This is a genomic window from Nonomuraea sp. B10E15 (assembly GCF_039871615.1).
Lineage (GTDB): Bacteria > Actinomycetota > Actinomycetes > Streptosporangiales > Streptosporangiaceae > Nonomuraea.
The window spans coordinates 111383-131904 of the sequence record NZ_JBDPMB010000002.1; the positions used below are offsets into that span (position 1 = coordinate 111383).

General features: G+C 70.6%; 17 protein-coding genes. 9 read left to right on the forward strand and 8 right to left on the reverse strand.

What is annotated here, in order from left to right:
- Window positions 1–39: 39 nt before the first annotated feature.
- The gene (locus ABGB14_RS09705; RefSeq protein WP_347643248.1) at window positions 40–966 is read left to right on the forward strand and encodes a cation diffusion facilitator family transporter; all 927 of its coding nucleotides are present in this window, start codon (window positions 40–42) and stop codon (window positions 964–966) included.
- Here the strand turns inward: ABGB14_RS09705 and ABGB14_RS09710 are convergent.
- Complete coding sequence (locus tag ABGB14_RS09710; protein ID WP_347643249.1) at window positions 921–1346, reverse strand: MerR family DNA-binding transcriptional regulator; 426 nt, start codon at window positions 1344–1346, stop codon at window positions 921–923. The genes ABGB14_RS09705 and ABGB14_RS09710 overlap by 46 nt on opposite strands.
- Window positions 1347–1449: 103 nt before the next feature.
- On the opposite strand from ABGB14_RS09710, the gene ahcY reads away from it, so the two are divergent.
- The gene (gene ahcY, locus ABGB14_RS09715; protein ID WP_347643250.1) at window positions 1450–2877 is read left to right on the forward strand and encodes an adenosylhomocysteinase; all 1428 of its coding nucleotides are present in this window, start codon (window positions 1450–1452) and stop codon (window positions 2875–2877) included.
- 241 nt (window positions 2878–3118) lie between these two features.
- Window positions 3119–4354, forward strand: coding sequence for an adenosylhomocysteinase (locus ABGB14_RS09720; RefSeq protein ID WP_347643251.1), 1236 nt, complete (start codon window positions 3119–3121; stop codon window positions 4352–4354).
- A gap of 90 nt (window positions 4355–4444) precedes the next feature.
- On the opposite strand, the gene ABGB14_RS09725 is transcribed toward ABGB14_RS09720, so the two are convergent.
- Window positions 4445–5080, reverse strand: a complete 636-nt coding sequence (locus ABGB14_RS09725) for a DUF305 domain-containing protein (protein WP_347643252.1) — start codon at window positions 5078–5080, stop codon at window positions 4445–4447.
- 166 nt (window positions 5081–5246) lie between these two features.
- Between ABGB14_RS09725 and ABGB14_RS09730 the strand changes: the two genes are divergently transcribed.
- Together ABGB14_RS09730 and ABGB14_RS09735 are read left to right on the forward strand one after the other, a co-directional pair.
- A complete protein-coding gene (locus ABGB14_RS09730; protein ID WP_347643253.1) occupies window positions 5247–6644 on the forward strand; it encodes a hypothetical protein in 1398 nt (465 codons plus the stop codon).
- 36 nt (window positions 6645–6680) lie between these two features.
- The gene (locus tag ABGB14_RS09735) at window positions 6681–8060 is read left to right on the forward strand and encodes a hypothetical protein (RefSeq protein ID WP_347643254.1); all 1380 of its coding nucleotides are present in this window, start codon (window positions 6681–6683) and stop codon (window positions 8058–8060) included.
- A gap of 187 nt (window positions 8061–8247) precedes the next feature.
- On the opposite strand, the gene ABGB14_RS09740 is transcribed toward ABGB14_RS09735, so the two are convergent.
- Complete coding sequence (locus tag ABGB14_RS09740) at window positions 8248–9228, reverse strand: RDD family protein (RefSeq protein WP_347643255.1); 981 nt, start codon at window positions 9226–9228, stop codon at window positions 8248–8250.
- Between the two features lie 51 nt (window positions 9229–9279).
- Between ABGB14_RS09740 and ABGB14_RS09745 the strand changes: the two genes are divergently transcribed.
- Complete coding sequence (locus tag ABGB14_RS09745; RefSeq protein ID WP_132516475.1) at window positions 9280–10272, forward strand: stage II sporulation protein M; 993 nt, start codon at window positions 9280–9282, stop codon at window positions 10270–10272.
- Between the two features lie 79 nt (window positions 10273–10351).
- Here the strand turns inward: ABGB14_RS09745 and ABGB14_RS09750 are convergent, their stop codons facing one another.
- From ABGB14_RS09750 to ABGB14_RS09770, 5 genes are all read right to left on the reverse strand, one after another.
- Window positions 10352–11725: a DUF58 domain-containing protein gene (locus tag ABGB14_RS09750; protein ID WP_347643256.1), complete on the reverse strand. Its 1374-nt coding sequence runs from the start codon at window positions 11723–11725 to the stop codon at window positions 10352–10354.
- Window positions 11726–11954: 229 nt separating this feature from the next.
- A complete protein-coding gene (locus ABGB14_RS09755) occupies window positions 11955–12935 on the reverse strand; it encodes a MoxR family ATPase (protein WP_347643257.1) in 981 nt (326 codons plus the stop codon).
- Window positions 12925–14100 (reverse strand): DUF4350 domain-containing protein, encoded by a 1176-nt coding sequence (locus ABGB14_RS09760; protein WP_347643258.1) that lies wholly within the window; start codon window positions 14098–14100, stop codon window positions 12925–12927. The genes ABGB14_RS09755 and ABGB14_RS09760 overlap by 11 nt, the downstream gene beginning before the upstream one ends.
- On the reverse strand, window positions 14097–14762 hold the full coding sequence (locus ABGB14_RS09765; protein ID WP_347643259.1) for a DUF4129 domain-containing protein: 666 nt from the start codon (window positions 14760–14762) through the stop codon (window positions 14097–14099). The genes ABGB14_RS09760 and ABGB14_RS09765 overlap by 4 nt, the downstream gene beginning before the upstream one ends.
- Window positions 14759–15790 (reverse strand): glycerophosphoryl diester phosphodiesterase membrane domain-containing protein, encoded by a 1032-nt coding sequence (locus tag ABGB14_RS09770; RefSeq protein ID WP_347643260.1) that lies wholly within the window; start codon window positions 15788–15790, stop codon window positions 14759–14761. The genes ABGB14_RS09765 and ABGB14_RS09770 overlap by 4 nt, the downstream gene beginning before the upstream one ends.
- 503 nt (window positions 15791–16293) lie before the next feature.
- Between ABGB14_RS09770 and mtrA the strand changes: the two genes are divergently transcribed.
- From mtrA to ABGB14_RS09785, 3 genes are all read left to right on the forward strand, one after another.
- A complete protein-coding gene (gene mtrA, locus ABGB14_RS09775; RefSeq protein WP_043620615.1) occupies window positions 16294–16971 on the forward strand; it encodes an MtrAB system response regulator MtrA in 678 nt (225 codons plus the stop codon).
- A gap of 120 nt (window positions 16972–17091) precedes the next feature.
- Window positions 17092–18738 carry an MtrAB system histidine kinase MtrB gene (gene mtrB / locus ABGB14_RS09780; protein ID WP_347643261.1) on the forward strand — a complete coding sequence of 549 codons (1647 nt, stop codon included), beginning with the start codon at window positions 17092–17094 and terminating at the stop codon, window positions 18736–18738.
- Complete coding sequence (locus tag ABGB14_RS09785) at window positions 18725–20461, forward strand: LpqB family beta-propeller domain-containing protein (protein WP_347643262.1); 1737 nt, start codon at window positions 18725–18727, stop codon at window positions 20459–20461. The genes mtrB and ABGB14_RS09785 overlap by 14 nt, the downstream gene beginning before the upstream one ends.
- Window positions 20462–20522: the final 61 nt, after the last annotated feature.

A 20522-nucleotide genomic window follows, 5' to 3' on the forward strand; every position in this document is an offset into this window, starting at 1 on the left:
CCAGGCCTTTGTGATTGACCTTATGAGTGGAGAAGACCGGTGAGCGCGAGCGGCGGAACAAAAGCGATCATTGCGGCGTTGGTCGCGAACTTGTCCATTGCCGTAGCCAAGTTCGTGGCGGCGTTCTTCACCGGGTCGTCGTCGATGCTGGCCGAGGGCATCCACTCGGTCGCCGACTCGGGCAACCAGGTGCTTCTCCTGGTCGGCGGCAAGCGTGCGGCCCGCGCCAGCACCAAGGAACACCCGTTCGGCTACGGTCGCGAGCGCTATTTCTACGCGTTCGTGGTGGCCGTGGTGCTGTTCGCGATCGGCGCGCTCTTCTCGCTGTACGAGGGCTACCACAAACTGACCCACGCAGAGGCACTCACGTCCCCCGCCTGGGCGTTCGGCGTGCTGATATTCGCGATCATCGCTGAGATCTTCTCGTTCCGCACGGCCATCAAGGAGGCCAACCTGGTGCGCGGCCGTCAGGGGTGGGTCGCGTTCATCCGCAGGTCCAAGTCGCCGGAGCTGCCGGTCATCCTGCTGGAGGACCTCGGCGCGCTGCTCGGCCTGATCTTCGCGCTGTTCGGCGTGACGATGGCCGTGGTGACGGGCAACCCCGTCTGGGACGCCATCGGAACATTGATGATCGGCACCCTGCTCGCAGTCATCTCGGTCGTGCTGGCCGTGGAGACCAAGTCGCTGCTGGTCGGCGAGGGCGCCTCGCCGGAGGTGGAGGGCCAGATCCGCCGCGCGCTGGAGAGCGCGCCCGAGGTCGACCGGATCATCCACATGCGCACGCTGCACCTCGGCCCGGAGGAACTGCTCGTGGGCGCCAAGATCGCGGTCTCGCACGACGAGACGGCCGGCGAGGTGGCGCGCGGCATCGACGAGGCCGAGCAGCGCATCCGCGCGGCCGTGCCGATCGCCAGGGTCATCTACCTCGAGCCCGACCTCGACCGGTCCCGCACGCCCGCCTCCTGAGCGCCGCCCGGCCGCGACCGGGCCCGCGCGCCCGCCTCCTGAGCGCCGCCGGACGTACGCAGCAGCCGCAGGGCCTTCTCCTTCTCGAAGTCGAGGGCCCTGCGGGGCACCGGGATGCGCCCGATCCGCACCCCGAGGTCGCGCACGGCCGCCGCCACCGACGGCTCGCTCAGCACCCGCAGCGCGAACGCCAGCTCGGCCGGCGACACGTCGAACCGTTTCTCCAGCTCGACGCCCTGTGCCACGGCGGCCAGCTCCTCGGGGCCGAACCGCCGGTGCGCCCCCTGCTCCCGCACGGGGGGCAGCAGGCCGAGTGCCTCCCGGTAGCGGAGCATCCGCGGGGACATGCCGAGCCGCTTGGCGGCTTCCGTGATGCGCATCCTTACATTCTTACGTCAGTTTCACCCCTCCCGGCGTGCGTCGTCGTACGAACGGTGCCTAGACTCGTCGGCGACAACCATCAGTGACGCGAGGGGAAACCCGATGGACTTCAAGGTCGCAGACCTTTCACTTGCCGACTTCGGTCGTAAGGAGATCCGGCTCGCCGAGCACGAGATGCCCGGCCTCATGGCCGTGCGCCGCGACTACTCGGACACGCGACCTTTGGCGGGCGCGAAGATCATGGGCTCCCTGCACATGACGATCCAGACCGCCGTCCTCATCGAGACGCTGGTGGCGCTCGGAGCCGAGGTCCGCTGGGTCAGCTGCAACATCTTCTCCACGCAGGACCACGCCGCCGCCGCCGTGGTCGTCGGGCCCGACGGCACCGTCGACGACCCGAAGGGCGTGCCGGTCTTCGCCTGGAAGGGCGAGACCCTGGAGGAATACTGGTGGTGCACCGAGCAGGCGCTGACCTGGCCTGACGGCGGCGCCCCCAACATGATCCTCGACGACGGCGGCGACGCCACGCTGCTGGTGCACAAGGGCGCCGAATACGAGAAGGCCGGCGCCGTGCCCGCCGCCACCGCCGACGACCCCGAAGAGTGGCACGTCATCATCGACCTGCTCAACCGCACGGTCGGCGCCGACAAGAAGTGGACCAGGATCGCCGAGAGCATCAAGGGCGTCACCGAGGAGACCACCACCGGCGTGCACCGCCTCTACGAGATGCACAAGAACGGCCAGCTCCTCTTCCCGGCCATCAACGTCAACGACTCGGTCACCAAGTCGAAGTTCGACAACAAGTACGGCTGCCGCCACTCCGTCATCGACGGCCTCAACCGCGCCACCGACGTGCTCATCGGCGGCAAGGTGGCCGTGGTCTGCGGCTACGGCGACGTCGGCAAGGGCTGCGCCGACGCGCTGCGCGGCCAGGGCGCCCGCGTGATCGTCACCGAGATCGACCCGATCTGCGCGCTCCAGGCGGCCATGGACGGCTACCAGGTGACCACGCTGGACGAGGTCGTCGGCATCGCCGACATCTTCGTCACCGCCACGGGCAACTTCAACATCATCACCGCCGACCACATGGCGCGGATGAAGCACCAGGCGATCGTCTCCAACATCGGCCACTTCGACAACGAGATCGACATGGCCGGCCTCGCCAAGCTGCCCGGCATCCAGCGCAACACCATCAAGCCCCAGGTCGACGAGTGGGTCTTCGCCGACGGCCACACGATCCTCGTGCTCGCCGAGGGCCGCCTGATGAACCTCGGCTGCGCGACCGGCCACCCGAGCTTCGTCATGTCCAACTCGTTCACCAACCAGGTGATCGCCCAGATCGAGCTGTTCACCAAGACGGCCGACTACCCGATCGGCGTCTACACGCTGCCCAAGCACCTCGACGAGAAGGTCGCCCGCCTGCACCTCGACGCCCTCGGCGTCAAGCTCACCGAGCTCACCAAGGAGCAGGCGGCCTACATCGGCGTCCACGTCGAGGGCCCGTACAAGTCCGACCACTATCGCTACTGATCCTTCGGGGGCTCCTCCGCTGTCGTCGGGGGTTTCTCCGCTTCACCACCGCTCCGAGAGGGCCCTCCCCTCGGAGCGGTGCGCGCTCCTGCGGAGCGCACCAACCCCATCTTTTACGGCAGGCCAAGTCACCCGCACGCGCCGACGCCGCTTCCGTCCGTCATGGCCGGTCGTGAAGGCTCACGGGAATCTCGCCGTTACGAGCGCGTTCTTGGCCGTCTTCTTCGGTTACAGGTGAGCCATGGACGTCTGGGAAAGCGGTGAGCGGCAGATCTCGTGGGCCGCGCGTTCGATGCCGGTGTTGACGGCGATCGGCGAGCGCTTCGGCCTCGAACGGCCGCTGGCCGGGCTGAAGATCGCGGCCTGCCTGCACGTCACCGCCGAGACGGCCGTGCTCATGGGGGCGCTGAAGGCCGGGGGCGCCGAGATCGCGCTCGCCGCCTCCAACCCGCTGTCGACGCGGGACGACGTGGCCGAGGCGTTGCGCGCGTACGGGATCGCGGTGCACGCGAGGGCCGGCGTCGACCGGCCGACCTACTACCGGCACATCCACCAGGCGCTCGATCTCGGGCCCGATCTCGTGCTCGACGACGGGTGCGACCTGGTGAACATCCTGCACACCGAGCGTACCGACCTGCTCGACGGCGTCGGCGGCGGCTGCGAGGAGACCACCACGGGGATCATCAGGCTGCGCCAGATGACCGCGGAGCACGCGCTGAAGTTCCCGGTCGTGGCCGTGAACGACACCCGCACCAAGCGCATGTTCGACAACCGCTACGGCACCGGGCAGTCGACGCTCGACGGGATCATGCGGGCCACCAACATCATGCTCGCGGGGCGCACGGTGGTCGTGGCCGGGTTCGGGTTCTGCGGGCGCGGGGTGGCCGAGCGGGCCAAGGGCTTCGGCGCGCGGGTGATCGTCACCGAGATCGACGCCGTCAAGGCGCTCGACGCGACGCTGCAGGGCTACGAGGTGCGGCCGATGGCGCAGGCGGCGCTGCTCGGCGACCTGTTCATCACCGTGACCGGCAACCGCGACGTGATCAGTGCCGAGCACCTGGCCGCCATGAAGGACGGCGCGATCCTGGCCAACGCGGGGCACTTCGACGTGGAGATCGACGTGCGGGCGCTGGACGAGCTGGCCGTCGAGGTGATCCGTGGCGTGCGGCCCAACACCGACGAGTACGTCATGCCCGACGGGCGCCGGCTGCTGCTGCTCGCGGAGGGCCGGCTGGTCAACCTGACGGCCGCCGAGGGGCACCCGGCCGCGGTCATGGACATGTCGTTCTCGGCGCAGGCCCTGGCCGTGGCCTGGTTGGCCGGCGAGCGGGCACGTCTGGAGCCGGGCGTCTACGACGTGCCGCCGGAGATCGACCACGAGGTGGCCAAGCTCAAGCTGGCCGCCACCGGCATCGGCATCGACGAGCTCACCGCCGAGCAGGAGGACTACCTGCACTCCTGGCGCGTCGGCTCCTGAGCGTCGCGGCGTCTCCGGCACGCGCCTCCTGAGGCAGGCGGCTCCTGAGGTTGCGCGCTCTTGGGAGGCGCGGCTTCTGAGGTCGCGCGGCTACAGCGCCGACTGCATCTCGCGCATGCGGCGGATCTCGGCCATCTGGGTGACGCTCACGTCGCCGGCCAGCTCCTCGATCCTGATGTGGGAGCCGCTGGTCAGCACCTTCTCCGACATCGTGATCGCGCCCTGGTGGTGGTTGATCATGAGCTGCAGGAACATCCGGTCGAAGTTGCTGCCCGTCGCCGCCCGCAGCTCCTCCAGCTGCTCCGGCGTCGCCATGCCCGGCATGCCGTCGTGCGCCGCGTGGTGGTCGGGCACCTTCTGCTCCTGCTCCCGCAACCACGTGGTCATGTACTGGATCTCGGGTGCCTGGGCGGCCTTGATCCGGCCGGCCAGGCTCTTCACCTTGGCCGACTCCGCCCTGTTCGGGGCCAGCAACGCCATGTCCAGGGCCTGCCGGTGATGGACGATCATGTCCTGGACGTAGGTCACGTCGGCGGCGTTGGGGGTGGGGGAGGGCACCGCGGTGGCGGCCTCGGCCGGCGAGAGCGTCCGGTCCTGCTCGCCCGGCCGGCCGGGCGCGATCACGGGGGCGGTCGAGCCGGCCCGTGGCGCCTGAGGTGACGTGCTGGAGCTGCAGCCGGTGAGGGTGACGACCGTGGCCGTGACGACAATGAGCGCGGCTCGCACCCAGCCTCCCTGACAAACGTGGTGGAGAATGCGCACTCTAAGTCATGAACCCGGGTTATGAAAGAGGTCGAACCGGAACAAAAATTGACAGATTGGACGCTGGTCAACGGCGGTGAAGAGAGCGACCATAACGGAGGTTTATGCCCCCTTTATCGGAGGTCCCCGAGTGTTCACCCGCCGCAGGGTCCTCATCCTGGTCGCGGCCCTGGTCGCGCTGGCCGGCGTCACCCTGCCGGTCCAGGCTGCGGACGTCCCGGCTCCTGGCGAGATCGTCATGAGCCCGAACATCAAGCACGTCACGAACGTGCCCAAACCCGAGGCCCTGGCCGACATCCACACGGACATGGCATTCCACGGCAACTACGCGTACGTCGGGAACTACTACGGCTTCTCGATCTACGACATCCGCAACCCCAAGCGGACCTCGCTCGTCAGCTCCGTGGTATGCCCCGGCGGCCAGATGGACGTGAGCGTCCACGGCGACCTGCTGTTCGGCTCGGTCGACTCCTCGCGTAACGACGACTCGTGCAACAGCACCTCGCAGCCCGCCTCGGTCAAGGAGTCGTGGGAGGGCGTACGCATCTTCGACGTCTCCGACAAGTCACACCCGAAGTACATCAAGGCGGTCGAGACGAACTGCGGCTCGCACACGCACACCCTGGTCCCCGACCGGCGGGGGCGCAACGTCTACATCTACGTCTCCTCCTACGGCCCGAGCGACGCGTTCCCCGACTGCCGGACGCCGCACGACCTCATTTCGATCATCAAGGTGCCGCTGCGGAACCCGTCCGCCGCCACCGTCATCGCGACGCCCAACCTGTTCCCCGACGGCGGCTACCCGGGCAAGCAGCTGCCCTATCCCGACGGCAGGTCCGCCACCACGGGCTGCCACGACATCACCGCCTACCCGGAGAAGGGCATCGCGGCGGGCGCCTGCATGGGTGAGGGCATCCTGCTCGACATCCGTGACCCCGAGCGGCCCAAGGTCACCGCGACCGCGCGCGACGAGGAGAACTTCGCCTTCTGGCACTCGGCCACGTTCAACAACGAGGGCACCAAGGTGATCTTCACCGACGAGCTCGGCGGCGGCGGCGCGGCCACCTGCAACGAGGCCATCGGGCCCAACCGGGGCGCCAACGCCTACTTCGACATCAAGCGGGGACAGCTGGTCTTCAGGAGCTACTTCAAGATCTCCCGCCACCAGGACGACAGCGAGAACTGCGTCGCCCACAACGGCTCGCTGATCCCGGTCAAGGGTCGCGACATCATGGTGCAGGCGTGGTACCAGGGCGGCATCTCGGTGGTCGACTTCACCGACTCGGCGCACCCCCAGGAGATCGCCTACTTCGAGCGCGGCCCCGACAACACCGCACCGGCGCTCAGCGGCGGATTCTGGTCGGCCTACTACTACAACGGCCACATCTACGGCTCCGACTTCAACCTGGGCCTCGATGTGCTGAAGATCAACGACTGGCGTACGAACCGGGCGAACGGCGTCAAGATGCGCGAGCTCAACGCGCAGACCCAGACGTCCTACCCCGAGCGTGGCCACGGTCACCACTGACCGGCCGCCGGTCCCCGTACGAAGGAGGCATCCCGCATGTCCAGCCCGCGCCGTGTCCTCGCGATGGCCGGGGCAGCCGTCGCCCTGCTCCTCACCGCGTTACCCGCGACCGCCAGTGACATCCCGCCACCTGACGCCGTCGTCACCAGCCCCAATGTGACCCACGTCAGGAACGTCCCCAAGCCGGACGCCATCGCCTCGTCCATCAACACCGACATCGCCTTCCAGGGCGGCTACGCCTACGTCGGCAACTACGGCGGCTTCTCCATCTACGACATCAGGAACCCCAAGAAGGCCAGGGTCGTGAGCTCCGTCGTCTGCCCCGGCGGGCAGATGGACGTCAGCGTCTACGGCAACCTGCTGTTCGCCGCCGTCGACAGCTCCCGCAGCGACGACTCCTGCGCCAGCACGGACCGGCCCGCCTCCGAGAAGGACGCCTGGGAAGGCGTTCGCATCTTCGACATCTCCCACAAGACCAGGCCGAGGTACGTCAAGGCGGTCGAGACGGCCTGCGGCTCCCACACCCTGACCCTGGTGCCGGGCAAGGGCCGCGACCGGAACAAGAACGTCTACGTCTACGTCTCCTCGTACCTGCCGGCGGCGAACTTCCCCGACTGCCAGCCGCCGCACGACAAGATCTCGATCATCAAGGTGCCGCTGCGCCACCCGGAGGCCGCCCACGTCGCGGCCACCCCGGTCGTCTTCCCCGACGGCGGCAACGAGGACCAGCCCGGCCTGCTCATCCCCACCACCGGCTGCCACGACATCACCGCGTACGCCGAGAAGGACATCGCGGCGGGCGCGTGCATGGGCGACGGCGTGCTGTTCGACATCTCCGACCGGCTCGACCCGAAGGTCACCGCCAGGACCACCGACCCCAACTTCGCCTTCTGGCACTCGGCGACCTTCAGCAACAACGCCGAGAAGGTCGTCTTCACCGACGAACTCGGCGGCGGGGGCGCGGCCACCTGCAACGAGGCCACCGGCCCGAACCGCGGCGCCGACGCGATCTACGACATCGCGCGCGGGCAGCTCGTCTTCAAGAGCTACTTCAAGATCTCCCGCCACCAGGACGACAGCGAGAACTGCGTCGCCCACAACGGCTCGCTGATCCCGGTCAAGGGCCGCGACATCATGGTCCAGGCGTGGTACATGGGCGGGCTGTCGGTCTGGGACTTCACCGACTCCACCAGCCCGAGGGAGATCGGCTACTTCGAGCGCGGCCCCCGCTCGGGCGGCGGTGGCGGCGGCATCTGGTCCGCCTACTACTACAACGGCTACATCTACGCGGCCGACTTCCACGAGGGCTTCGACGTCGTCAAGATCGACGACCGGCTCACGGACAGCGCCAGGCACGTGCGTACCGACCGGTTCAACGCGCAGACGCAGGAGTCGTACCGCAACGGAAGGCACTGAGTTGATGGCCTCGCTCCGCTCGGCGGGTTCGGTCGCTCGATGCCGCCGTCTTCCCCCGCTCTGGTCGCTGCGCTCCCGCCGCTCCTCCAGACGACGGCGCTCCCTCACGTGTTGGGGGCCTCGCTCCGCTCGGCGGGTTGATGGCCTCACCCCGTGAGGCGGGTTCGGTCGTTCGGGACCGTCCCGGTCACTGGGGTGGCGCGAACCCGCCCGGGGTCGCCTGTGGCGGCTCCGGCGCGGGTGCGGGCGGCGGAGCCGGTGGGCCAGGCTGCGAGTACGGGCCGGGCGCCGGGTGGGGAGCCGCCGGAGGAGGCCCCGGCTGGGCGTAGGGGCCGTACGAGCCCGGCGGAGGAGGGCCGGGCTGCGGGTACGGGACCGGCGAGGGCGGCGCGTACGGGCCCTGGGGCGCGCCGCCGTTTCCCGCCCGCTGCGCGAACCGGGCCTGCTCACGGCGGCGGCGCTCGGCCAGGACGGCGCTCAGGTAGGCGTACGGCGGCGTCCCGGCAGGGGCGGCGGGAGAGACGAAGGACGCCACCTGGGTCGCGATGCGCACGCCCATCTCGTGCTGGACCTGCGGCGACAGGTCAACCCAGCGCAGCAGGTACTGCCTGGCCGCCTGCGCCACCTCGTCGGGCAGCTGGGAGAGCTCCAGCGTGGCCGCCCAGCTCGCCAGCGGCGGCGGCATCATGATGGCCTGCCCCGCGTCGCGCGGCGCCCGGTCGGAGATCACGATGGTGCCCGCGAACACGTCGCCCAGCCGCTTGCCCCGCTGCGAGACCAGCGAGGCGATCAGCGCCGGCGCGCCGGCGAGCAGCCAGAACTCCACCACCCCGGCCAGCCCGCGGAACAGCGCCTGCCGGAAGCGCTCGGGGCTGCCGTCGTCGCTGACCACCCGGAGCCCGAGCGCCAGCTTGCCGAGGCTGCGGCCCCTGGTGACGGACTCGAAGATCACGGGGTAGCCGATCATCACCAGCACCAGCAGCACGATCATGACCGCGCTGAACATGGCCAGATCCGTGACGCCGGCGAACGCTCCTAAGAGCGCGTAGGCGCCGAACATCGCCGTGAACTGCACCGCCATGTCAATGACGACCGCCAGCGCCCGCGAGGGCATCTGGGCCACCCGCACTTCGACGACGACGGCGTCGCCGGTCACTACCTCCGACATAAGTGGAGCCTAACGGCTATGTCGCACTGATTGAGCGGCCAGAATGTTCGGGTGGACATCGATGCTTTCGTCGCGGCGCACCGCCCCGTGTGGGACCGGCTCGACTACCTGGTGAAGAATCGTTCGTCGCTGACGGGCGTCGAGGTGGACGAGCTGGTCGACCTGTATCAGCGGGTTTCGACGCATCTGTCCATCGTGCGTTCCTCGTCGAACGACCCGATGCTCGCCGGGCGGCTGTCCGCGCTGGTGGCCAGGGCCAGATCCGCGGTGACCGGCGCGCACACGCCCGCCTGGCGGGAGCTGACGAGGTTCTTCACGGTGACGTTCCCCGTGGTGGCCTACCGGGCCCGGTGGTGGTGGCTGGCGAGCTCGGCCGCGTTCCTGGTGGTCGCCTTCGTGATGGGCGCGTGGGTCGCGAACAACCCCGAGGTCCAGGCCGCCATCGCCAGCCCTGAGGAGATCACCCAGCTGGTCGAGGAGGACTTCGCCGACTACTACTCGGAGAATCCCGCCGCGTCCTTCGCCAGCCGCGTGTGGGTGAACAACGCGTGGGTCTCGGCGTTGATGATCGCCTACTCGGTGTTGCTGGGGCTGCCGATCCCGTACGCGCTCTACGCGAACGCCGAGAACGTGGCCGTCTCCGGCGGCCTCATGGCCTCCAGGGACAAGCTGGATATCTTCTTCGGCCTCATCATGCCGCACGGGCTCCTGGAGCTGACCGCGGTGTTCCTCGCGGCGGCCGTCGGCATGCGCCTGGGCTGGACGGTCGTCGACCCCGGCCCCCGCAAGCGGGTCGAGGCGCTGGCCGAACAGGGCAGGGCGGTGATGAGCGTGGCGCTCGGGCTGGTCGTGGTGCTGTTCGTGTCGGGGCTGATCGAGGCGTTCGTGACCCCGTCGGGACTGCCGACGTGGGCGCGGGTGGGCATCGGGGTGCTCGCCGAGGCGGTCTTCCTGACGTACGTGATCGTCTTCGGCCGCCGGGCGCTGGCGCGGAACGAGACCGGCGACCTCGAACGCGCCCCCGACGTCGCCCCGTCAGCCTGACCACAGGCCGTCAGGGGCGCCCTGCCGCAGCCGGCCTCCGGGGCGGCCTCCGCGGCGTCCTCCGCGGCGTCCTCCGGCGTCAGAGGCGTCCCGCGGCCTTCAACGCCAGGTACGCGTCCGCGAGCGCGGGCGCGATGTCGTCCGGCGCCGCGTCGACCACCTCGACCCCATGCCGGCGCAGCCTGGCGGTGATGCGCCTGCGCCCGAGCCGCGCGTGCTCGGCGGCGGCCGCGTCGTAGACCTCCTCGGTCGAGTCGCGACGGCCGGCCATGGCCGCCACCCGGGGATCGGAAACCCCGGCCACCAGCACCAGGTGCCGCGCGGACAACTGCGGCAGCACCGGCATCAGCCCTTCGTCCAGCGCTGCGGAGTTCAGGTCGGTCAGCAACACGACCAGGCAACGCCGCTTGGCCCTGGACAGGATGGCGGCCACCATGCCCTGCGAGTCGGCCTCGATCAGCTCCGCCTCGATCGGCGCCATCGCGTTGACCAGCGACGACAGCAATTCGGTACGAGACTCGCCGCTCACCCACGCGCGTACCGCGCGGTCGTAGGCCAGGAAGTCCACCTGGTCGCCGGCCCTGGCGGCCAGCGCGGCCAGCAGGAGCGCGGCGTCCATCGACCAGTCGAGCCGCGGCCAGCCGGGCGCCGGCCGCGGATCGGGCCGCACCAGCAGCCCGCCGCCGCCTCCCCCCGCGCCGGCCAGGGGGATCGGCGCGTCCCCCACCCTGCCCGCCGAGGTGCGGCCGGTATCGAGCACGATCAGCACGCGGCGGTCACGCTCGGGACGCCAGGTGCGCACCACGACGTCGTGGCGGCGCGCGGTGGCCCGCCAGTCGATGGAGCGTACGTCGTCGCCCACCACGTATTCGCGCAGCGAGTCGAACTCGGTGCCCTGCCCGCGCACCAGCGCCGGATGTTGCCCGTCCAGCTCGCGCAGCCTGGCCAGCCTGGAGGGCAGATGCTTGCGCGACAGGAACGGCGGCAGCACCCGCACCGACCACGGAGCCTGGTGGTCGCCCTGGCGGGCGGCCAGGCCGAGCGGGCCGACCGAGCGCACCGTGACGGCCACGGACGTCCGGTCGCCGCGCCTGGTCGGATCGAGGGTCACGACGATCTTGCGACGCTCGCCGGCCGGCACGTCCAGCGGGGCGACGCGGGGCGAGGCTCCCGCCGAGGGCTGCCAGGCGTCCCTGAGCACGCCGCGTACGCGCCGGGGACCCGGATTCTCCACCACCAGCTCCACCGTGGCCCGCTGGCCCAGGCGCATCAGGGTCTCGCCGGAGCGATGGAACCTGAGCGGGCGCACCGCGCCGGCGAACACCAGGTCCACGATGATCGCGGCGGCCAGCAGCAGGCACACCCCGGCCAGCGCGGGCCCCGGCAGGGGCGCGAACATCACCACCAGGATCCCGACCGCCGCGAGAAGCCCGGCACGTCCGGTCAGCGCCATAGATCGCTCACCCTCCTCACTCGCTGCGCGGAGTGCCTCCTGCGTCGGCCCTCCACTCCGCTCGCTGCGTCGGGTTCGCTCAGCGCCATAGATCGCTCACCCTCCTCACTCGCTGCGCGGAGTGCCTCCTGCGTCGGCCCTCCACCAGGATCCCGACCGCCGCGAGAAGCCCGGCACGTCCGGTCAGCGCCATAGATCGCTCACCCTCCTCACTAGCCCGGCTTTCCTGTCAGCGGGGGACGGGGACGGAGGCGAGGATGCCGTCGAGCAGGCCGTCCGCGGTCGCCCCTTCCAGCTCGGCCTCGGGCCGGAGCTGGACGCGGTGCCGCAGCGCGGGCCTGGCCAGCGCCTTCACGTCGTCGGGCGTGACGTACTGGCGCCCGGACAACCACGCCCACGCCCGGGAGGCCGCGAGCAGGGCGGTGGCGCCGCGCGGCGAGACGCCGAGCTGCAGCGCCGGCGAGCTCCTGGTGGCGCGGGCGACGTCGACGATGTAGCCGAGCACCTCAGGCGCCACGTGCACGCCGGCCGCCGCCTCCCGGCCCGCGGCCAGGTCGGCGGCCGTGGCGACGGCCTTGACCTCCGACAGGTCGCGGGGGTCGAAGCCGCGGGCGTGCCGGTCGAGCACCGAGATCTCCTGCTCGCGCGGCGGCAGCGGCACGGTCAGCTTGACGAGGAACCGGTCGAGCTGCGCCTCGGGAAGCTGGTAGGTGCCTTCGTACTCGACGGGGTTCTGGGTGGCGCACACCACGAAGGGGTCGGGCAGCGCCCGGGCCGCGCCCTCGACGCTGACCTGCCGCTCCTCCATCGCTTCGAGCAGGGCGGCCTGCGTCTTCGGCGGGGTGCGGTTGATCTCGTCGGCGAGCAGCAGGTTGGTGAACACCGGGCCCTCGCGGAACTCGAACCGCGCGGTCTTCGCGTCGTAGATCAGCGACCCCGTCACGTCGCCCGGCATCAGGTCGGGCGTGAACTGCACCCGCTTGAAGTCGAGCGACAGGGCCGCCGAGATCGTGCGCACCAGCAGCGTCTTGGCCACGCCCGGCACGCCTTCGAGGAGCACGTGGCCCTTGCACAGCAGCGCGATGACCATCCCCGTCACCACCGCGTCCTGACCGACCACGGCCTTGGACACCTCGGTGCGCAACGCCGCCAGCGCCTCTCTCGCCGAGTCGCCCGAACCCGTCACGCGGTAGGTCTCGTCAAAGTTCACTCAACTGCCTTTCGATCAAGTCCAAGTATCCGGCCAGTTCGACGAGCCCGGCGTCGTCCGCCGGCGGCGGCCCGTACAGTGCCGCGCCGAGCTGGTGCGGGTCCTCCACCGTGCGGGCGGCGAGCGCCGCGACGACCTCATGCGGCCCTGCGCCGTGGCCCAGCCCCAGCCTGGCCGTGAGCCGGTCGATCGTGCCCGCGCGCAGCGCGGCGGCCGCGCGTTCCCTGGCGTGCCTGGCCCGGTAGAGCCTGCCACGCCCCTCGACCGTCTCGGCGGCCCTGACGACGACGGGCAGCTTCTCCACCACCACCGGCCCGAGCCGCCTGCCCCGCCAGAACGCCGTGAGCGCCACGGCGATGATCGCCATGAAGACGACCCAGCGGACGTTGCCGGGCATCAGGTCGTACATCGACTGGCCCTGCTCGCCGGCCAGCTTCCTGGGCGGCGGGTTGTCCGGGGGGACGAGCCAGGTCACGGGCTTGCCGGTGCTGAGGAGGTTGAGCGCGAGCGCCGCGTTGCCGTCCTCGGCCAGCCGCTGGTTCGTCATGAAGCCGCCGTCGCCGACGACGGTGGTGACGCCCCCGCCGCTGGCGTAGCTGACCAGCGTGTGCCCGTCGCCCGCCGGGTAGCAGGCGGTCGAGCCGGGCGGGCCGCGGAAGGCGACGCCGCCCATGTAGGCACTGCCGGCGGCCCGGGCCGCGGGCAGCGGGCACTCGGGCTCGCGCGATCGGGGACGCGGGCGTTGGGGCAGCGCGCGCACGTCGGGGGCCAGGGCGGACAGGTTGATGACGTCGCCGACGATCAGCCGGTCGCCGGGGAGACCGGCGAGGCGGCGCTCGTCGACGTACGTCCGGTCGGTGATGAGCAGCAGGCGGTCGCCCGTGGCGGCCTTGTCGACGGCGGCCTGGGCGGAGTCGACCCGGTCGACGGTGACGCCCTTCTCGCGCAGCAGCTCGGCCAGGGCCTTGGAGCCGGCCAGCGAGGTGTCGTCGGGGTCGAGGGGCCGTGCGGGGGCCCCGCCGGAGCCGAGCAGCACGCTCGCCACCGCCGCGAGCACGACGACCAGGCCGAGGAGCACGATGAGCCGGCCGGCGCGCCAGGTGGAGCGGGGGGTCGGGGAGGTCGGCCGGGATCGGGTGGAGGGAGGGGGCGTGGTCACGCTCATGGGGCCCCTCCGCTCCCCGGCCACGGGCTCGCGCCGGGCGCCGCCGCAGCGGGGGACACGATGGGGACCGGGCGGGCCTGGCCGAGGCGGTCGTCGAGGCCGGCCATCCGCGTGTAGGCGTCGCGGGTGCCGGGCACCCCGCCGTACGTGACGTCGTCGAACGAGCGGGCCGCCGCGGCCAGCTCGTCCGCGAAGCCCGGCAGGGAGACGGCGGCCTCTGCGGCCAGCTCGTCGGCCGTGCGCCCGGGCATGCCGTCGACGAGCGCGCGCTCTTCCAGGTCGCGGGCGATGGCACGGAGTCGCTCCTGGACGGCGGGAGTCCACTGCCCTTCGCCGGCCAGCCCTTCCGCCGCCTGCCGGTGCTCGGCCGCGCTCATCGCCCGCTCGCCGAACAGCGCGCCCGTCGCCGTCGCGTTCTTACGCGCGGACCTGCGCAGCTGCCACGAGATCAGCACGATCACCCCCAGGATGATCAGCACGATCACCACGGACGCGATGACCCCGCCGGCCGGGCCGCCGCCCGTGGCCGCGTCGATCAGGTCGCCCAGGAACTGCATGACCCATCGGTAGATCCGGTCGGGCAGCGACTCCGTCTCGTAGGCGGGGTCGAGCAGCTCGCGTGCGGCCTGCCGCGCGGCCTCCTCCCTGTCGATCGGGCTCACGACCTGGCGGAGTTGGACGGGTGCCAGAGCTCGTCGGCGGAGGCGTGCACCCAGCCCTGGCGCTGCTGCTCGATGGCCGCGGTCTGCAGGACGAGGTCGAACGCCTCGCTCCGCATGCGGCGGTCGGCGTAGAGCAGGCCGGAGACCCCGGCTTCGAACGGATAGACGAACATGGCGCTCAGCGTGCCGCCGACGGCGATCAGCACGGCGGACACGACCGCCGTGGCCGCCGAGCCCGCGCCGAGCATGCCGAAGAGCGTGCCCGCGATCGTGAACGGCACCGACAGGATGCCCGCCACGAGCCCGACGAGCAGCGAGGTGAGCAGCAGGATGCCGAACACCCGCCAGAAGTCGCCGGTCACCAGGTGCCATGAGCGGCGCATGGCGTCGAGCGGGCTGCGGCCCTCGAGGACCACGGCGGGCGAGGCGAAGGCGAAGCGGGTCCTCATGAACAGGTAGTAGCCGATGTACACGACGATGAACAGGATGCTCAGCAGGGCCAGCCAGCCGAGGTCGCCGGCGCCGGCGTTGAGCGAGAAGGCCACGATGAGCAGCACGAAGACGAGGGCGGGCACCAGCATGATCGCGGCCATCAGCCCCACCACGCCGAACAACGCCGGCACCCGGCCCTTGACCAGCTGCCAGGCCTCGCCGGCGGTGAGCTTGCCGCCGAAGACGGCCCGGCCGAGGATGCGGGTCAGCACGCCGGTCAGCAGGGTGACCACGACGAACTGGATGGCGTAGGAGAGCAGGGTGCCGCCGTACTGGGCGGCGAAGCCGTACAGGCCGGTGAGCTCGCCCTGCGTGGCGACCAGGCTGTCGGGGTCGGCGAGCGCGCTGCCCACGGAGTTGAGGAGGAACGCCTGCCCCACCGCCAGGGGCACGGACGCGAGCAGGGCGGCGATGGCCGACAGACCGAGCACGGCTTTCGGGTTGGACCTGATGAGCTTGATCGTGCCGTCGAGCAGGTCGCCGAGTTGCAGCGGGCGCAGCGGGATGATGCCCGGCCGCAGCGCGGGCGGCGGCATGGCGCCGTATCCGGGTTGAGGATACGGATGTTGCGGATAAGGTGGCTGCGGCCCGTGGGGCGGCTGCTGCGGTGGTTGTGGCCCGTAGGGAGCTCCGTGAGGGGATTGTTGGTGCGAGCCCGGCGCGGTCCACGGGGACGCCGGCGGGGCGCTGTAGGGCGGGGGCTGTTCGGCCGACCAGCCTGATGGCGTCTCGGGCGTGGGACCGTGACCGTCTGACATATCCCCAATCCTGGCATGCTGGGCGGGACATTGGTGTCGCCCAGTGGAGCTGGGCTGATCCGACGCCCCGGCTTGGCCGCATTCTTCGGCGAATCCGGCCCATGTTCGCGTCCAGGGATGGCAGAAAGTTGCTCTGTTACCGCAGACTGAGATGGCGATCGCGGGGGCGGACCGGAAATTCGCCTTTTGCGGGGCTCCGAGTCACACTCATGAGCTCGCCAAGGGTAACCTTCAGCGATCGTGCGGGTATGTCCCAGAATGCGTAGAACGAATGAGGGGCCATGAAAGGTCGCGTGCTGGTCGTCGATGACGACGCCGCTCTCGCCGAGATGTTGGGGATCGTGTTGCGGGGGGAGGGTTTCGAGCCGTCATTTGTCTCCGACGGCGACAAGGCCCTTGACGCTTTCCGCGATACACGCCCCGACCTGGTGCTGCTCGACCTGATGCTGCCGGGGGCCGACGGCATCGACGTCGCGCGCAGGATCAGGGCGGAGTCGGGCGTTCCGATCGTCATGCTCACGGCCAAGAGCGACACCATCGACGTCGTCCTCGGGCTGGAGTCCGGCGCCGACGACTACATCGTCAAGCCGTTCAAGCCGAAGGAACTCGTCGCCAGGGTGCGGGCGCGCCTGCGCCGCACCGACGAGCCGACCCCCGAGATCCTGCAGATCGGCGACATCACCATCGACGTGGCGGGACACTCGGTCAAGCGCGGCGAGGAGACCATCAACCTCACGCCGCTCGAGTTCGACCTGCTCGTCGCGCTGGCCCGCAAGCCGCGCCAGGTGTTCACCCGCGAGGTCCTGCTCGAGCAGGTGTGGGGCTACCGGCACGCGGCCGACACGCGCCTGGTCAACGTGCACGTCCAGCGGCTCAGGGCCAAGATCGAGAAGGACCCGGAGCACCCCGAGATCGTCGTGACCGTCCGCGGCGTGGGCTACAAAGCCGGACCCGCCTGACCTCCGCCCAGCCCTGCCATGCCCCCGACCACGAAGACGAGAACACGCAGGCGTACGCTCCGCCAGATCCTCGGCGGAGCGCGCCGGCGGGTTCGTCGTGCGGCGGGCAGGACGCGCAGCGTGTGGCGGCGCTCGCTGCAGCTCCAGGTCGTCACCAGCACGCTGGTGATCTCCGTGATCGTGGTGGTGGTGCTCGGCACGTTCCTGTTCGGGCAGATCAGCAAGTCGGTGGTCGACAGCAGCCAGCGGTCCTCCGTCAGCGACGCGTTCGCCGACCGCCTGCAGATCGCCGACGCCCTGGCCCCCGACACGGACGAGCAGACCAAGACCGCCGACACCGTCAAGAGCGGCGCGGTCAACCCGCTGGACGAGGTCATGGACACCGTCACGGGCTCGGGCGAGGACGGCTCCAAGAAGCGCTACGACGTGCTGATCCTCAACCCGGCCACCCCGGGCCAGTCGCGGGCGTCCGGCAGCGTCGTGCGCTCCAGCGTGCCCGCCAACGTCAGGGCGCACCTGCAGCGCTACATGCGCAACCACGAATACGGCAAACCCGTCGGCAACGTCCACCAGATCAAGTTTCCCGGCGAGAGCCAGCCCCGGCTCACCTTCGTGGTCGGCGGCGTGGTGCACGTGCCCACCAGCGGCCAGAACTACGAGGTCTACCACTTCTTCCCGTTCGACGAGGAAGAGGAGCTGCTCACCAACGTCAGGCTCGCCATCACCGTGGTGGGACTCGGCCTCGTGCTGCTGCTCGCCGCGATCGCGTACCTGGTCGCCCGCCAGGTCGTCTCCCCCGTACGGCTCGCGCGCCAGGCCGCCGAGCGCCTCGCCGCCGGCAAGCTGGACGAACGCCTCAAAGTGCGCGGCGAGGACGACCTGGCCCGGCTGGCGAACTCGTTCAACGAGATGGCCGCCAACCTGGCGCTGAAGATCCACCAGCTGGAGGAGCTCTCCCAGGTCCAGCGGCAGTTCGTCTCCGACGTCTCCCACGAGCTGCGCACCCCGCTGACCACCGTGCGCATGGCCGCCGACCTGCTCTACGACGCCCGCGAGGACTTCGACCCGATGGCCTCCCGCTCCGCCGAGCTCATGCAGGCGCAGCTGGAGCGGTTCGAGGCGATGCTGGCCGACCTGCTGGAGATCAGCCGCTACGACGCCGGCGCCGCCACGCTCGACCTCGAGCCGGTGGACGTGCGCGACGTCGTGCTGCGGGCCATCGGCGACTCCGAGGCGCTGGCCGAGCGCCACTCGACCCGCTTCGAGCTGCGGCTGCCCAACGAGCCGTGCATGGCCGAGATCGACAACCGCAGGGTCGAGCGCATCCTGCGCAACCTGCTGTTCAACGCGATCGAGCACGGCGAGGGCAGGGACGTCGTGGTCACCGTGGGCGCCGACAGGGACGCCGTCGCCATCGCCGTGCGCGACCACGGGATCGGCCTGAAGAACGGCGAGGACACGCTGGTGTTCGACCGGTTCTGGCGGGCCGACCCCTCGCGTGCGCGCACCATCGGCGGCACGGGGCTCGGGCTGGCGATCTCCCGCGAGGACGCCGCGCTGCACGGCGGCTGGCTCCAGGCGTGGGGGCAGCCGGGCGAGGGGTCGCAGTTCAGGCTGACGCTGCCCCGGGCGGCAGGGGCCGACCTGAAGGGCTCGCCGCTGTCGCTGGTGCCGCCGGAGATCGAGATGCGGCGTACGTGGCGCGGCGCCATGACTCCCGTACTGCTGCCCGCCTCGGCGGACGGGGGCGGTCATGACGACGATTAGGCGGCTCGGCGCCGCGGTCGCGATCGCTCTCGCCATGGTCGTCGCGGGCACCGGGTGCACCGTGATCCCCGTGACCGGCCCCTACATGGTGGGTGACGACGGCACCGGCGGCGACCCGCTGAACAAGCCGTTCCAGCGCATGATCGCCATGCCGCCCCAGCCGAACTGGGGGCCCGAGGACACCATCAAGGGCCTGCAGGCCGCCATGGCCGCCTACGCCGACGACCCGTCGATCCTGCCCCAGTACCTGACCCCCGAGGCACGGGGCAAGTGGAGCGCCGCCGGCCCGGTGAAGGTGATCGAGGACGCGTTCGAGATCACCTATCCCACGCCGCGCGACGGCACGGAAACCGTGCTGCAGGTGACGCTCAAGGCCCAGTGGGTGGCCAGCATCGGGACCGACGACGCCTATGCCCCCACGGCCGGCACCTGGGACGGCGGGACGTTCGAGCTGGTCAAGACCCAGCAGGGCGGCTACCTCGTCAACAAGCTGCCCGCCGGGCTCCTGCTCACCAACTCCGACGTGGTGCGCGCGTACCGCCCCGCGAACCTCTACTACCTGAACGCCGACATGCCGGACCGGCTCGTCGTCGACCGCGTGCGCCTGCGGATGAAGCCGACGGAGAGCTTCGCGCGGACCATTCTCGAACGCCTGCTCAAAGAGCCCACCACGGCCCTTCGCGACGCGGTGACCACGAGCTTCCCCGAGGACACGACGATCGAGTCCATCAGGTGGAACGAGGAGCGCGTGCTGGTCAACCTCTCCGGCCCGCTCGATCCGCTCGACCTGAGCGCGGAGGCCGCACTCAGGGCGCAGATCAGGCACAGCTTCGCCGACAACGACGTCGCCAAGGGGCGCATCATCGAGATCCAGGTCGACGGCGAGACGTACGCCGTCGACCGGCCGGATCCCGCCGACCCCTGGCTGGACGACGGGGGCGACACCGCCTACTTCGTCGACAACGGCGCCGTGCACTTCATGGGGAAGGAAGGCCCCGCCGGCGCCGTGCCGGGCGCCGCGGGCGAGCAGCGCGCGGGCTACACCGACTTCGCCCTGTCGAAGGAGGAGACGGCCCTCATCGCCGCCAAGACCTCCACCGGCATCTCCATGGCCAAGCTCGCGCAGGACGGGCGCTGGCAGGAGGTCATCCAGGGCACGGAGCTCACGCCGCCGACGTTCCACCGGGACGGGACCCTGTGGACGTACGACAACAAGAACGGCGTGCTGCTCCGGTACGACCCGGGGAGCGGGCGGGGGCCAGAGCGGGTCTCGGCGCCCAAGCTCGCCGGCCTTGACGTCGCCCGCCTGAGGATCGCCAGGGACGGCGTGCGGGTGTCCGTCACCACGGGCGAGAACACCGTGCAGATCGGCGCGCTCACCTCCACTTTCGACGGGCTCGTGCTCGGCAACTTCCGCAGCCTGACCACGACCGAGGTGGGAGACGAGATCGTCGACGTCACCTGGAGCGATGACGAGCACCTGCTGGTCCTGGTGGAGAGCAAGGCCGGGCAGATACTGAACGAGATCAACGTGGGCGACGGGGAGACGGTGGGAGTGCCGTTGAAGGACCGGCTCGCCTCGCTCGCGGCGCTGGACGACCGGGTGCTGGGAGAAGTGCGGACCGACAAGGAGACGAAGATCGTCGAGCTGAACCAGGACCGCCAGACCTGGGTCCCGAAGGTCGAGTCCAACGCCGGCAGCCCTCTCTTCCCCCTGGGCTGACCTGACGCTCCGCCTTACCGGTCCGCCGGGTTCGCCGCTGCGCGGTCGCCGGGAACTGTCG